Raw genomic sequence first — 14,504 nt, 5'->3', positions numbered from 1 at the left:
AGTCAATTTGAGAATTTGAAAATTTCAGGCAAGTAAAGAATTAATGGAGTACAATAATTTTCAAATTACCTCATTCTCAAATTTTCGAATTCTTTATAATTCTGTTACTTTTTTTCCGATTTTGTAAACTGTTCCTACAAATTTTGCAATCAGTTCTTTGTTTTGATTGGTAATCTGAATGTCATAAACAGCTGTTTTTCTTGTATCATTCACCAAGATACTTTCTGCTCTGAAAACATCGCCTTCCTTTCCTGCTTTGGTAAAATTGATGATACAGTTCAATGCTACGGCAGCATCTCCGGTATTGTTGGAAGAAAATGCCAGCGCAGAGTCTGCAAAAGCAAAGGTAACTCCGCCATGAACTGTTTTAAGTCCGTTCAGCATATCCTTCTTGATTGGCATTTCTATTAAACAGTAATTTTCTTTTACTTCAATCATCTTAATATTCATCCACTGGGAAAAATAATCCTGATTGAACATATAATCTGCTACTTGTCTTGGATTCATTTCTATTAATTATATGTTTATTATTTCTTCATACAGTTCATCTGATAATCTGTCGTAAACACTCATGGTTTTCCCAAGAATAATCTGCCCGTATGAAAGGTTTTCTGAGTCTGATGAGTTTTCAGAGGGATAGGATTCGTTTAAATCAATTCCATTTTCGCTGGCCAATCTTTTGATCAGCTCTTTATATTTCTCATTAAACTTTCCTAATAGCTCAAGCCTTTCCTGATCATCAACTGAGGAAGCTTCATGAATTAAGTATTCTTTCTCAATTAAAAGTCTGGTCTCCAGCTCTGCTCTGAATTCATCTATATCCATAATATTAATTTGAAAATTAAATAAATTTGAGAATTTGAAAATGAAAACCCATTATAATCAATTTTCAAATTGGCACATTTTCAAATTATTTAATTCATTTTACGAAGTAATGGACTTTGTCTATACCTTTCTTCCTGATATTCTTCGTAAAGGTTCTGAAGGGTTTCGGAGATTTTTGCATACCCGATTTCTTTACCCCAGCTTAATAAACCTTTTGGATAGTTGACACCTTTCTGCATTGCCAGTTCGATATCTTCGTCATTGGCAACTCCTAATCTTTTGGCTTCAACAGCTTCATTGATCAGCATTGAAATGATTCTTAAAAAGATCTGTTGATATAAAGCATTATCTTTCTGAGCTACAGGTTTTTCTGCTCCTTCGCTGTAATCGTAGAACCCTTTTCCTGTTTTTCTGCCGTGAAGTTTGGCTTCAGACATTCTTTGCTGTAATAAAGACGGTTTGTATTTCGGATCGTAGAAATAATCTTTGTAAACAGTAGTTGTTACTGCAAAGTTGACATCCACTCCAATAAGGTCCATCAATTCGAAAGGTCCCATTTTGAAGTTCCCCAATGTTTTCATAGCATCATCTACCTGCTCCGGTGTAGCGATGTTTTCTTCAACAATTCTCAAGCCTTCTCCATAATAAGGTCTGGCGATTCTGTTGACAATAAACCCTGGAATATCTTTGGCAATAACAGGAGTCTTTCCCCATTCTTTCATGAGGTTGTAGATTTTTTCTGCTAATGTTTTTTCTGTTAATAAGGATGGAATGACTTCCACTAAAGGCATTAATGGAGCCGGATTGAAGAAGTGAATTCCGATGAAACGCTCCGGCTTCTTGAGTTCTGCACCCAGAGAGGTGATAGAAATAGATGAGGTATTGGAACTGAGAACACAACTTTCAGAAACATAGTTTTCAAGCTCTGTAAATACTTTGGTTTTGATCTCTTTGTTTTCGATAATGGCTTCTATAATCAGCTCACAATCTTTGAAATCTTTCAATTCCGTAGCAATGGAAATATTAGCTAAAATTTCAGTCATTTTCTCTGCCGAAATTTTTTGTTTATCAACCAATTTGGTCAAGGTTTTTTCCAAACCTACCGTTGCCGTTTCTACTTGTTTTGCGTTGGCGTCATAAACCCATACTTTGCATCCGTTCGTTGCGGCTACTTGTGCAATGCCGATTCCCATGGTTCCGGCACCGATAATTCCTACATTCATATTTTAAATTTGAAAATTTGAAAATGAGTTAATTTGAAAATTATTTTAATTTTGAACTTGAAATAATTTTAGACAGAATTAATAGAATTTCCTTTAAATCAGACATTAATTTTTCGTTTGGAGATTTCAAATATGGAGACTTTAAGCACAGCAAAAGTCAATATTCTATCTCATCAGCTTCTTTAGCGGCAATTTTTAATTTATAAATAAAATCTGCCTTACTTTCTGCATTTTGAGCCTCTCTAACATTAGCTCCAATCGAAGTTCCTGATTTAAAAATTTGATTTGCCAAAGGAAATTTTTTATCCTCATATAAATCTTCTGAAAATTCAATAATATTGAGTGCAAAATCAAAAGTCTTATTTACAATAATATTTTCTTTGTCATTTCTCATTTACAAATTCTCAAATTAACTCATTTTCAAATTAATTATCTTCCTTTATAATTAGGTTTTCTTTTTTGTAAAAAGGCATTTACTCCTTCAATGAAGTCTTCTGTGCCTGCTGCTTCCTGCTGAAGATCTCCTTCCAGTTCAAGCTGCTCTTTCAATGTGTTGGTATAAGAATTGGCAAACGCTTTTTTCGTAAGTTTGATTGCCGCTGTCGGCATGTTCGCCATTCTTTCAAGAATTTCCATAGATTTTGGAACAAATTCTTCTTCAGTGAAAACTTCTGCTACAAGACCATACGCTTTAGATTCTTCTGCAGATAATTTTTTACCTGTAAATGCTAAATAATTGGCTAATTGTCTACCTAAAAGTTTCGGTAAGAAGTAAGTTCCTCCTGTATCAGGAATCAAACCGATATTTGAAAATGCCTGAGCAAAATATGCTTTCTCATTCGCTAAAACGAAGTCGGAAATTAAAGCTAACATTGCTCCAGCTCCTACTGCAGGACCGTTTACTAAAGCAATAACCGGTTTTTTGCAACGGGTAACTTCCATTACTAATGGATTGTAATAGTCTACCACAATTTTTCTGATGATGTCATGATCATGGTGTTCTTTGCCTACTACAAAAGCTTCATCCAGATTCTGACCTGAGCAGAATGCTCTTCCTCTTCCGGAAATGGCAACACATCTTACCGTTTCATCTTCGCTGCACTCTTTAACAAAGTCTCTAAGATCTGATAAAGCCGGCTTGGTAAGGGCGTTCATCGTTTCCGGTTGATTAAGATATGCGATTTTCAGCTTTCCGTCAAAATGCGTTTCAATATCAAGTTGTGTATACATAGTTTTTATTAATTTATTATTTAACAACGCACTAATTTAACAATATAAATTAATGTAACCGTCTAATAATTTAACATTCTAACAATTCCTTCGTTATGCTTTGCATAGCCGTAAAGTTTGTTGTGGATTGATGAATAACTCATCAATGGCATTTAAAATAATCAAATGGCTCCAGGCAGTCTAAACACTGATAAGATGCCTTACACAAAGTAGACCCAAATCTGCTGATCTGCTTGGTATGCTCAGAACCACAACGCGGACATTTTTTCGGTTTCCCGATGTGGTGTTCGTCTGCTCCTTTTTCTGGAGGTGTAATTCCGTAAACACGGAGTTTTTCTCTCGCTTCATCAGTAATCCAGTCTGTTGTCCAGATCGGAAACATCTTGGTTACTACTTTCGCATCCCATCCGTTTTCTTTCATCATTTTGATAATGTCCTCCTCAATGGTAAACATAGCAGGACAGGCAGAATAAGTAGGTGTAATGATCACTTCGCAGGTATTTTCTCCTGTTATCTGTGCATCTCTTACGATTCCTAATTCCACAATATCAATGACTGGAATTTCCGGATCGGGAATTGTTTTTAATAAATCTAAAAGCTGATTCATATTTTATTTTTTATCAGAATCAAGAATGGCTTTCATTGCATTCTGATAATCCAAATTATCTGCTATTCCGTTGTGATACTGATCTTTTAATATAATCAGACGATCACCTTTTTTAAAGTTATTTTTAAGCTTTAAAGAGGCTTTATAGTTAATAACCTCATCTTTATCCCCATGAAAAATAACAACGGGTGACTGAACGGTTTTTAAATATTCACCAGTCTCAAAATTATATTTCAGTAAAAATTTTGGAAGGAATGAGAATTTCTGACTCATTTCATCTTCTATACTGTAATAAGGTGCCTGTAAAATCAATAATCCTGCATTATGCATGGATGCTAATTTTGCGGCTAATCCTGTTCCTACAGAATATCCTAAAATAATAATTCTGTTTTCCGGATATCTTTTTAAAAGCTCTTTGTAAGCAGTCTCAACATCCGAAAAAAGCTGATCTTTACTGTTTATTTTATCTTCACTTTTTCCGTAACCTCGGTAATCAAGTATCAAAGTATCATAATTCATACTTCGATAGAGCTGAGCGACTTCTCCCCAGCTTTTTATGGACCCTCCGTTTCCATGAAGATAAAAGATGACTCCTTTTGGATTTTGAGCTTTGAATAAAACAGAACTCAAATGCTTTCCACCCTGCGTTTTGATGGGTACTTCTTCAAAGTTACCTTCAAATGTAAACTTGTAATTTTCCGGTAACTTTTCAGGATAAAAAATAATTTTCTCCTGATAAAAATAGATTCCAACACATAGTATCACATATGCTGCAAGAAAAAAAGTCAATATCCCAAGAAGCACCTTTTTCATAATTTATTACCAGGTACAGCCAGGATATGCTCTCTGCATATACTGAAGCTCACAAAGAATAAATCCGAAATATTCTGTATGATATCCTGTTCTTGATTTTGGCTGCATGAAAGCATTTTCAGGATATTCTAACCCAAAATCTGCAAAATCTTTCTTGGTAATTGCAACGAATTCTTCGTAAAGAGCGTCTGAATTGGGAGCAATATTTAAAGCAACCAGGTCATCTTCACCTTCTGTTTTAGCAAAAAGACCTTTCGTATATTCCCAGATATTTTCAATGGCTTTTACCAAACGTCCACGGCTTTCTTCTGTTCCCTGAGCAAAGATTTTCATCCATGATGCAGCGTGCGTATAGTGATATCTTACTTCTTTCAATGATTTCTGAGCAATGGCAGCCAATTCTTCATTAGCAGAGTTTGATAATGCCTCATACATCAGTTTCTGATACACAGACAATACATATACTTTAAGAATAGTCTGTGCATAATCTTCATTAGGAAGTTCTACCCAATGGGCGTTGACGTATTCGTGCTCATATCTTAAAAATGCGATATCATCTTCATTTTTTCCGTTGTCTATCACTCTTGAAGCGTAAACGTAAAAGTTATTCGCCTGACCTAGTTCATCCAACGCAATATTCGTCAATGCAATATCTTCCTCTAAGTAAGGACCTTCACCGCACCATGCAGACAAACGCTGTCCCATAATGAAACTGTCGTCTGCTAGTTTTAATAAATAATTATATAATGGGTTCATTGTTTAATACATTTTAAGACAAGTAGATGATAGACTGATAGAAAATAGACTTCAATGCTTTATCTATTATCTTTTGGTCTATTATCTCTAAGTCTATTCTTTATTACATATTTTTTACATCGTTTGGAATGTCGTAGAACGTTGGGTGACGATATAGTTTATCATCAGCCGGATCGAAGAATGCTTCTTTATCAATTCCTTCTGAAGTCACAATATATTTACTTGGAACGACCCAAACTGAAGTTCCTTCTTTTCTTCTTGTATAAACGTCTCTTGCATTCTGCAAAGCCATTTCTGCTGTTGGTGCCTGTACAATTCCAACGTGTTTGTGAGATAATCCCGGTTTAGTCTGAATAAACACTTCCCACATATCTAAATTTGCCATATTTTAATTTGAGAATTTGAAAATTTGAGAATTAGGTAATTTGAAAATTAATCCGTAGTAGTTACATTTTCAAATTAGCATATTTTCAAATTAATACATTAAATTATATTACTTCTTTTTGTTGTTTTTCTGCAAAAGCTGCCGCAGCCTCTTTTACCCACGAATTTTCTCTTTGCGCTTTTCTCTTTGTTTCGATACGCTTTTTGTTACAAGGTCCGTTTCCTTTTAAGATTTCCATGAATTCATCCCAGGGAAGTTCTCCGAAATCATAATGCTGTCTTTCCTCGTTCCATTTCAGATCTTTATCCGGAATGGTTAATCCTAAGAATTCAGCCTGAGAAACAGTAACATCGATAAATCTCTGACGAAGACTGTCGTTACTTTCTCTTTTTACTCTGTAGTTCATAGAGATTTTAGAGTTGGGTGAACTGTCATCATTAGGTCCGAACATCATCAGAGCTGGCCACCAGAAACGGTTTAACGAAGCCTGAGCCATTTCTTTCTGTTGTTTTGTTCCTCGGCACAATGCCATAAGAATTTCATACCCTTGTCTTTGGTGGAATGATTCTTCCTTACAGATTTTCACCATCGCTCTTGAATAAGGACCGTAAGAGTTCCCCATCAGCATTACCTGGTTCATAATAGCAGCACCGTCTACTAACCAACCTATGGCCCCGATATCTGCCCAGCTTAACGTAGGATAGTTGAAAATACTTGAATATTTTGCTTTTCCTTCCAGCATATCATCATAAGTAGCATCTCTGTCCGCTCTGATGCTTCCGTCACCTAGAGTTTCAGTAGCAGAATAAAGATATAGGCCGTGACCTGCCTCATCCTGAACCTTAGCTAAAAGAGCCATTTTTCTTCTCAATGAAGGTGCTCTGGAAATCCAGTTGGCTTCTGGCAGCATTCCTACAATTTCAGAATGTGCATGCTGTGAAATCTGACGAACCAATAACTTTCTGTAATCATCCGGCATTACATCTTTTGGTTCTACTTTATTTTCTTCGTGAACGTATTGAACAAATTTTTCTAAGTCCATCTTTTTTTGAATTTGAAAATTAAATAATTTGGAAATTTGAGAATTAGGCAATTTGGAAATTTAAACACGATAATGACATTTTCAAATTAGCACATTTTCTCATTTTCAAATTGTCTTAAACATCATAATTAAGCATCACCACATTGGTTGTAGGGTGACATTGGCAGGTAAGAACGAAGCCTCTGGCTACTTCTTCTTCGGTAAGCGCATAGTTCTTCTCCATGAAAACTTCCCCTTCCAGAACCTGTGCTTTACACGTACAGCAAACGCCTCCTTTACATGCGAAAGGAACCGGAAGCTGATCTTTCAATGCTTTATCTAAGATACTCTCTTTTTTAGAATTAAGGTGGAACGAATATTCATCATCATCAATGATCACCGTTACCATACTTTCAATATTGGCAATTGCCTTGAATTCATCACTCATTTCCTCCGTATTTTCTTCATCCGGAGCGGTGAAATATTCAAATAAAACCTGGATAGCAGGTACTTTTTTGTCTTTTTTCAGATAGTCTGCAATCCCCTTAATCATTTCTGAAGGTCCACAAATGAAATAAGTAGCTTCTTTTACATCAATATCTGTATATCTTTCAAACAGCTGCTCTAATTTTTCTGATGAAATTCTTCCTTCAAAAACAGGATCTTCGTGCTTCTCACGGCTTACCAGGTAAATTACCTTAAGTCTTCCGTTAAAATGCTCTACAAGTTTATCAATCTCTGCCTTTCTTAAAACATGATTCATGCTTCTGTTGCTGTAAAACAGATAAGCATTACTCTTAGGCTCCTGATAAAGACTTTCTTTCATATTGGATAATACAGGAGTAATTCCGCTTCCTGCAGCCAGACCAACATAAGTTTTTACGTTTGTCGGGTGATAAGAAGTATTGAAGCCACCCATCGGAGGCATTACTTCCAGCACTTCATCCATGTGAAGATGTTCATTGAAATACCCTGACACTTTTCCGCCTTCCAGCAACTTTACCAATACTTCCAGCGTATTGCCCTTTTCACTTGGAGCATTACAGATAGAGTAAGAACGTCTTTCTTCATTTCCATTGATTGTCATTCGGAAATTCAGATACTGTCCCTGCTTGAACCTGAACTTATCTTTCAGTTCTTCAGGGATTTCTACCGCCACATTCACTGCTTCGGAAGTATCTTTCTGAACTTTAACTGTTTTAAGTTTATAAAATGAATTCATTATTTTTTAAGTATTCTATTAATTTTTCCACCTTCGCACTTCGGCAGGCTGTCCTGAGCATGAACTTTTACTTTCGTAGTGATTCCTACTCTCTTTTTTATTTCGTTTTCTATGTTTTTTCCAAAGTTGCCGACAAAATTAAAATAATCATCGGTATTTGATTCTATTTTTTGAGATTTTACCAATTCATCATCTATTTCAACATCAATATCCAAAGCAATACACATATGTTCTTTTTCCACAGGAGTTAAATAGTAGTTCGGAACCACTCCTTTTACATAAGAAAAAGCATCTTCAATCTGACTTGGATAAACATTGACTCCTCTTACGATCAGCATATCATCTGCTCTCCCGACGATGGGTTTCATTTTTACCATGGTTCTTTTGGCATTTTCATCGTAGTAAAGGCTTGTGATATCATTTGTCCAGTAACGTAAAAGCGGCATTGCTTTTTTAGTTAAAGTAGTGATCACCAATACTCCTTCTTCTCCAAAGGGAACCGGCTGCTTGGTCACCGGATCTAAAATCTCCGGATAAAAATGATCTTCCCAGATATAAGCTCCACCTTTCTCTTCGAAATCTTCCATGGAAACTCCCGGACCGATAATTTCACTTAACCCATAGATATTGGTTGCATGAACGCCTAATTTTTCTTCAATATGACCTCTGATAATCTCCGTCCATGGTTCTGAGCCCAATACTGCGTATTTAAGACTGATTTCTTCTGCAGTAATTCCTCTTCTCGCAAATTCATCTGCAATCGTTAAAGCGTATGATGGCGAACAGCAGATCACTTCAGGTTTGAAATCCACAATCAGGTCTACCTGTCTTGCCGTCATCCCTCCTGAAATAGGAAGAACACTCATTCCCAACGTTTCAGCTCCGTAATGAAGCCCTAATCCTCCTGTGAAAATTCCGTAGCCATAAGCGTTGTGCAACTGCATTCCCGGTCTTGCTCCTGCAGCATGTAAAGATCTTGCCACCACTTCACTGAAAAGGTCTACATCTTCTTTAGTATATCCTACTACCGTTGGTTTTCCTGTAGTTCCGCTTGAGCAGTGTATACGCTGAAGCTCATTTTTAGGAACAGCAAATAGCCCGAATGGATAGTTATCTCTTAAATCCTGTTTGTAAGTAATAGGAAGTTTAGCGATATCTTCAATCGACCTAATATCCTGTGGAGATATTTGCAATTCATCAAATTTCTTTTTATAAAATTCCGACTTCTCTCCCAAATAGCTGATCAGGCTGATCAACCGGTCGGATTGAAGCTGTCTCAACTGACCCAGCTCCAGATATTCAACTGAAAAATCCATAAAACTAACTAACATTTGTTAGGTGTAAATTTAAAAAGATTTTGGGAGCTGGCAAAATTTTTATGACTTTTGTCATATTTTGAATGATTCTAAATAAGAAAGATAGTTTTAAATTAGTTATTGTGTCATTCTGAACACAGACTAAAGTCTGCGAACGTAGTTCATCAATGCAGTGAAGAATCTCTATTAAATACCTAAATGAATCAATTTCTCTATCCCAAAATAACAAACGCAATATTAAAATTTATGACTAAACAGCATAATTATGAGATTCTTCCTTCGTCAGAAATCGAAGATTCGACGTAGTCAATGACAAACGGAGTGGTTATTTTTTCTGGTTTCCAAGTAAGCCAAAAAGAATTTTTTCTCTGATCTCATCGGTAATTTCATCAGTGGAATCACTGCTTCTTTTGAACCAGAAATAGGAATTATTTAAAGTATGAAGGATAAATCTTGTGGTAAATGATGGTGATTTCAGCTCCCATTTTTCCGCTTTGTAGATCTCAGAAATCAGTTTCTCAACTTCCTGCTGATAATTTTTCCTTAATTCTACAAACTCGGGAAGTCTTTCTTCAAGGTGCTTCCATTCATTGGAATAAATATGGGTAACATCACGGTTTTTAAGAACAACAGACAGATGCTTATCCAATAATAGATTCAGCTTTTCCTTTGGAGCAATATCTGTATTTTTTACTTCCTGAAGCTCATCGAAAAACTCCTGAGCAATACCAAAACAAATCCATTCCAGAATTTCTTCCTTTGAACGGATGTGTGCATACAGCGATGCCGCCTTGATATTGAGTTTGGTAGCCAGGTCTCTTACTGAGCTTCCCATATACCCTTTCTCTTTGAAAAGTTCTACGGCTACGTCTAATATTTTTCTCTGTTTTTCTTTTAATTCCATCTGGTAAAATGCAAAAGTAATTATTCTGAATTAAACTGGTCATTTTTTGAGCATAAAAAGAAAAAAGACCCATCATCTTCAGTTTCAATCTTAAGTTATTTTACCTTGCTATGACTTTTTGTTCATGGATTTCCAAGAAATAATTACGAAATCGGAAATTTTGTCAAGTTAAATTTCCGTTAAAAATACAATATCCGGAAAATTTGTCCTATTTTTTTGTAAATTTAATAATTGAACAGTTTTTGCGATACAGTCATCGAATAAATGATTAAATAATTGATGGCATTAAGAAACTAAGCCTCAGAATTTGGTTTCTTGATGTTTTTTAAAAGAAGTTGTTTAAACTTATCAAAAAAAATTGGATATATATTAGAACCATTAAGAAAGATTTAAGAAATAAAGTATAGTTAAGATGAATCATTCTGATTTTAAGCTTAAAGCGAAGCTTATCTTAATACTCTAAAAACCTTAATACAATCTTAATGTTTCAAAAACAAAAGTTTAAACAAATTGAAAACTAAACTTTAAACAAACCATTACCAAAAATATATAAAAATATGAACTTAAACCAATATACTGTAAAATCACAGGAAGCCATCCAGGCAGCACAACAGGTTGCTATGGAACTGGGCAATCAAAGTATCGAACCTCAACATCTCCTTGAAGGAATCTTCCAGGTAGATGAAAATATATCGCCATTCTTATTAAAAAAATCTGAAGCAGATGCTAATTTAGTAAGAGAGCGAAACCGTGAAAATCTAGAGAAACTTCCTAAAGTACAGGGAGGAAACATTTATCTTTCACAATCTGCTAATAAAGTATTACTGGATGCACCCAACATCGCTAAAAAAATGGGTGACGAATATGTAACGATTGAGCATTTATGGTTATCTCTTCTGGAAACCACTTCCGAAGTATCCAAAATGCTGAAAGATATGGGTGTAACCAGAAATCTTTTGGATGGTGCTATTAAAGAATTAAGAAAAGGAAGCAAAGCCACTTCTGCAAGCTCAGAGGAAACTTATCAATCCTTAAATAAATATGCTAAAAACTTTAACGAGTTAGCAGCTGAAGGAAAACTGGATCCGGTAATCGGGCGTGATGAAGAGATCAGAAGGGTTTTACAGATCCTTTCCAGAAGAACTAAAAACAACCCAATCCTTATTGGGGAACCCGGTGTAGGTAAAACTGCGATTGCTGAGGGAATTGCCCACAGAATTATCAGCGGTGACGTTCCTGAAAACCTGATGGATAAAACGCTGTTCTCTCTGGATATGGGAGCTTTGATCGCCGGAGCAAAATATAAAGGTGAATTTGAAGAGCGTTTAAAATCCGTTGTGAATGAAGTAATCAAGTCTGATGGACAGATAATTCTTTTCATTGATGAGATCCACACTTTAGTTGGAGCCGGAGGCGGTGAAGGAGCAATGGATGCAGCCAACATCTTAAAACCAGCCTTGGCAAGAGGAGAATTAAGAGCCATTGGTGCCACTACTTTGAATGAATACCAAAAGTATTTTGAAAAAGACAAAGCGTTGGAAAGACGTTTCCAGAAAGTAATGGTGGAAGAACCGGATACAGAATCTGCAATCTCTATCCTTCGTGGTATTAAAGATAAATACGAAGCGCACCACAAAGTAAGAATCAAAGATGAGGCAATTATTGCTGCGGTAGAAATGTCTCAAAGATATATTTCAGACCGTTTCTTACCGGACAAAGCGATTGACCTTATTGATGAAGCTTCTGCAAAATTGAGAATGGAAATCAATTCCAAGCCGGAAGAGCTGGACGTTCTGGACAGAAGACTGATGCAGTTGGAAATTGAACTGGCAGCTATCTCAAGAGAAGGTAATCAGACTAAAATTGATCATCTGAAGGAAGATATTGCTAAAATTTCCGAACAGAGAAATGAGATCAATGCCAAATGGCTGAAAGAAAAACAGAAAAGTGAAGATCTTACCCAGATCAAAAAAGATATAGAATCTCTGAAACACGAGGCAGAAAGAGCTTCCAGAGCAGGAGATTATGCAAAAGTAGCGGAGATCCAATATGGAAAACTTCGTGAAAAAGAGGAAGAACTAGCCAAAGTAGAGCTGGAAATGCAGAATCATCAGAATGAACTGATTAAAGAAGAAGTTACTGCAGAAAACATCTCCGAAGTAATTGGTAAATGGACAGGTATTCCGGTTACCAAATTATTACAATCCGAAAGAGAAAAATTATTGAATCTTGAAACTGAACTACACCACAGAGTTGTAGGACAGGATGAAGCGATTCAGGCGGTTGCTGATGCGATCAGAAGAAACAGAGCAGGATTGAGCGATGATAAAAAACCTATCGGTTCATTCTTGTTCCTGGGAACAACCGGAGTCGGTAAAACTGAGCTGGCAAAAGCATTGGCAGAATTCTTATTCGATGATGAAAACAATATGACAAGAATTGATATGAGTGAATATCAGGAACGTCACAGTGTTTCAAGATTGGTAGGAGCTCCTCCGGGATATGTAGGTTATGATGAAGGCGGACAATTAACTGAGGCAGTAAGAAGAAGACCTTATTCCGTAGTGCTTTTAGACGAGATTGAAAAAGCCCACCCTGATGTGTTTAATACATTACTTCAGGTTCTGGATGATGGACGTCTGACAGATAATAAGGGACGAGTGGTGAATTTCAAAAATTCGATCATCATCATGACTTCGAATTTAGGTTCGCATCTGATTCAGGAGAATTTTGAAAACCTTACTGAGGAAAACCAGGATGAAATTGTAGATAAAACGAAAGATGAAGTTTTCGATCTTTTAAAACAGACACTGCGTCCGGAATTCCTGAACAGAATTGATGAAATTGTACTCTTCCAGCCTTTAAAGAAAAAAGAAATCGGAAAAATCGTTCAGTATCAATTGAGAGGATTCAATGAAATGTTATCTAAACGAAACATCATTATGACTTTCACTCAGGATGCCGTAGATTATCTGATGGATAAAGGATATGATCCTGCTTTCGGAGCAAGACCATTGAAAAGAGTAATCCAACAGGAAGTTTTAAACAAATTGTCTAAAGAAATTCTTGCCGGAAATGTGAATGACGGAGACAGAATTACATTGGATTATTTTGTAGAAACAGGATTAGTTTTCCGACCTACCGAACAATAAAATAGTTTTTTTCATATACATTATTTTTGTGAATAAGTGCTGTAGAATAATCTGCAGCACTTATTTTTTTATTCAATTTATCCTTATTAAGTGAAATATAATTATATTTACTATTCTAATAACTTAAACAAAATCAACATGAAAAAACTAAAAAGAAATGAATTAAAGAAAATTGATGGCGGAATTGAACCATTCCCAATTGCGTGTGGCGAAGACTGGAGCTGCCCTCAAGGCCTCTGTTGTACTGTAGATTACACTTGCAGGGATTGGAGAAAGTATCCATGCATTTAAAGAAAAAGCGGGGAAAGCATATTTCTCCGCTTTTTTATAGTGTGAAATCTTCTTTGAGTAGGATCTAAATCATTAAACCTTTCATGCAATCCGTAAAAACACGGTAAAAATAACAGTGTAATTCCCAATTCGTAAATACATTTTCTATAATATTTTTTACGAGATTTGCATATTAATTGAGTTTTACCGTAAACCACTAAGCTATGAATACAGAATCAAACAATCCATTACAGCCTGGGACTATGTCAAACAGTCTTATTCAGGCTCTGATTGAAAATTACCGTCAAAATCATTTAAGTGCTATCAATAACACTTTAGGAATACAAGACGCTCATTCTATTTGGTTTGACCTTCCGAAATTAAAAAGTTTTATTGCAAAAATTGAAGAAGAAGCAGCAAAAGTGGATCCTGCCACCTCTGAAGAAGATCTGGGAATAAGATTTTATTACGCCTCTTATCCAAAACAGGAAAACTGGTCTATTATGGATTCTCACCCTGTTCCTGAAGAATATGCAGAAAAACACACTCTGGTAATGATCCCAACATTGAAAAAAGCCGATGAAGCAGGAGAACTTATTGATTATGATTTCAATCCTTTCCAAGGTGCTAACGGAAAATCAATGGCATTAAATGCACGATCTGTCACAGGTCTGGGAGGAGAAGGTGAAGGAGAAGGTGAAGATAATGGTTTGGGAGAAAATAGCGGAACACTTATTCCACCATCACCTCCGTTGGGTACATCTTATTAATTACCATTCA

General features: G+C 35.9%; 16 protein-coding genes. 3 read left to right on the top strand and 13 right to left on the bottom strand.

Annotation, left to right across the window (positions count from 1 at the left end):
- Positions 1-93: 93 nt before the first annotated feature.
- The 13 genes from NK356_RS05750 to NK356_RS05690 form a co-directional block, all read right to left on the bottom strand.
- Positions 94-507 carry a PaaI family thioesterase gene (locus tag NK356_RS05750; RefSeq protein ID WP_253316436.1) on the bottom strand — a complete coding sequence of 138 codons (414 nt, stop codon included), beginning with the start codon at positions 505-507 and terminating at the stop codon, positions 94-96.
- A gap of 9 nt (positions 508-516) precedes the next feature.
- Positions 517-825 (bottom strand): hypothetical protein, encoded by a 309-nt coding sequence (locus NK356_RS05745; RefSeq protein ID WP_034695814.1) that lies wholly within the window; start codon positions 823-825, stop codon positions 517-519.
- Between the two features lie 89 nt (positions 826-914).
- Positions 915-2,048 (bottom strand): 3-hydroxyacyl-CoA dehydrogenase NAD-binding domain-containing protein, encoded by a 1,134-nt coding sequence (locus NK356_RS05740; RefSeq protein ID WP_253316435.1) that lies wholly within the window; start codon positions 2,046-2,048, stop codon positions 915-917.
- Between the two features lie 157 nt (positions 2,049-2,205).
- Positions 2,206-2,442 carry a four helix bundle protein gene (locus NK356_RS05735; protein ID WP_367399295.1) on the bottom strand — a complete coding sequence of 79 codons (237 nt, stop codon included), beginning with the start codon at positions 2,440-2,442 and terminating at the stop codon, positions 2,206-2,208.
- A gap of 35 nt (positions 2,443-2,477) precedes the next feature.
- Positions 2,478-3,278: an enoyl-CoA hydratase/isomerase family protein gene (locus tag NK356_RS05730; protein WP_034695806.1), complete on the bottom strand. Its 801-nt coding sequence runs from the start codon at positions 3,276-3,278 to the stop codon at positions 2,478-2,480.
- Positions 3,279-3,420: 142 nt separating this feature from the next.
- A complete protein-coding gene (paaD, locus tag NK356_RS05725; protein WP_034695803.1) occupies positions 3,421-3,885 on the bottom strand; it encodes a 1,2-phenylacetyl-CoA epoxidase subunit PaaD in 465 nt (154 codons plus the stop codon).
- 3 nt (positions 3,886-3,888) lie between these two features.
- On the bottom strand, positions 3,889-4,698 hold the full coding sequence (locus NK356_RS05720; protein ID WP_253316434.1) for an alpha/beta hydrolase: 810 nt from the start codon (positions 4,696-4,698) through the stop codon (positions 3,889-3,891).
- A gap of 6 nt (positions 4,699-4,704) precedes the next feature.
- Entirely contained in the window at positions 4,705-5,454 is a 750-nt protein-coding gene (paaC, locus tag NK356_RS05715) for a 1,2-phenylacetyl-CoA epoxidase subunit PaaC (protein ID WP_253316433.1), read from the bottom strand.
- 103 nt (positions 5,455-5,557) lie between these two features.
- A complete protein-coding gene (paaB, locus tag NK356_RS05710) occupies positions 5,558-5,839 on the bottom strand; it encodes a 1,2-phenylacetyl-CoA epoxidase subunit PaaB (RefSeq protein WP_034679196.1) in 282 nt (93 codons plus the stop codon).
- A 103-nt stretch (positions 5,840-5,942) separates the two neighbouring features.
- On the bottom strand, positions 5,943-6,881 hold the full coding sequence (gene paaA / locus NK356_RS05705; protein ID WP_034695794.1) for a 1,2-phenylacetyl-CoA epoxidase subunit PaaA: 939 nt from the start codon (positions 6,879-6,881) through the stop codon (positions 5,943-5,945).
- A gap of 115 nt (positions 6,882-6,996) precedes the next feature.
- Entirely contained in the window at positions 6,997-8,082 is a 1,086-nt protein-coding gene (locus NK356_RS05700) for a 2Fe-2S iron-sulfur cluster-binding protein (protein ID WP_253316432.1), read from the bottom strand.
- Entirely contained in the window at positions 8,082-9,398 is a 1,317-nt protein-coding gene (locus NK356_RS05695) for a phenylacetate--CoA ligase family protein (protein WP_253316431.1), read from the bottom strand. The genes NK356_RS05700 and NK356_RS05695 overlap by 1 nt, the downstream gene beginning before the upstream one ends.
- A 325-nt stretch (positions 9,399-9,723) precedes the next feature.
- Positions 9,724-10,302: a TetR/AcrR family transcriptional regulator gene (locus NK356_RS05690; RefSeq protein WP_253316430.1), complete on the bottom strand. Its 579-nt coding sequence runs from the start codon at positions 10,300-10,302 to the stop codon at positions 9,724-9,726.
- A gap of 557 nt (positions 10,303-10,859) precedes the next feature.
- On the opposite strand from NK356_RS05690, the gene clpB reads away from it, so the two are divergent.
- The 3 genes from clpB (at position 10,860) to NK356_RS05675 (ending at position 14,494) form a co-directional block, all read left to right on the top strand.
- Positions 10,860-13,454, top strand: coding sequence for an ATP-dependent chaperone ClpB (clpB, locus tag NK356_RS05685; protein WP_253316429.1), 2,595 nt, complete (start codon positions 10,860-10,862; stop codon positions 13,452-13,454).
- Positions 13,455-13,592: 138 nt separating this feature from the next.
- Positions 13,593-13,745, top strand: a complete 153-nt coding sequence (locus NK356_RS05680; RefSeq protein ID WP_185103682.1) for a hypothetical protein — start codon at positions 13,593-13,595, stop codon at positions 13,743-13,745.
- Between the two features lie 203 nt (positions 13,746-13,948).
- On the top strand, positions 13,949-14,494 hold the full coding sequence (locus NK356_RS05675) for a hypothetical protein (RefSeq protein ID WP_253316428.1): 546 nt from the start codon (positions 13,949-13,951) through the stop codon (positions 14,492-14,494).
- Positions 14,495-14,504 lie beyond the last annotated feature (10 nt).

It is taken from the genome of Chryseobacterium sp. S0630, from assembly GCF_024158915.1.
Lineage (GTDB): Bacteria > Bacteroidota > Bacteroidia > Flavobacteriales > Weeksellaceae > Chryseobacterium.
The sequence above is the reverse complement of the archived record's forward strand: the minus strand, read 5'-3'. Positions and strand labels throughout refer to the sequence as shown.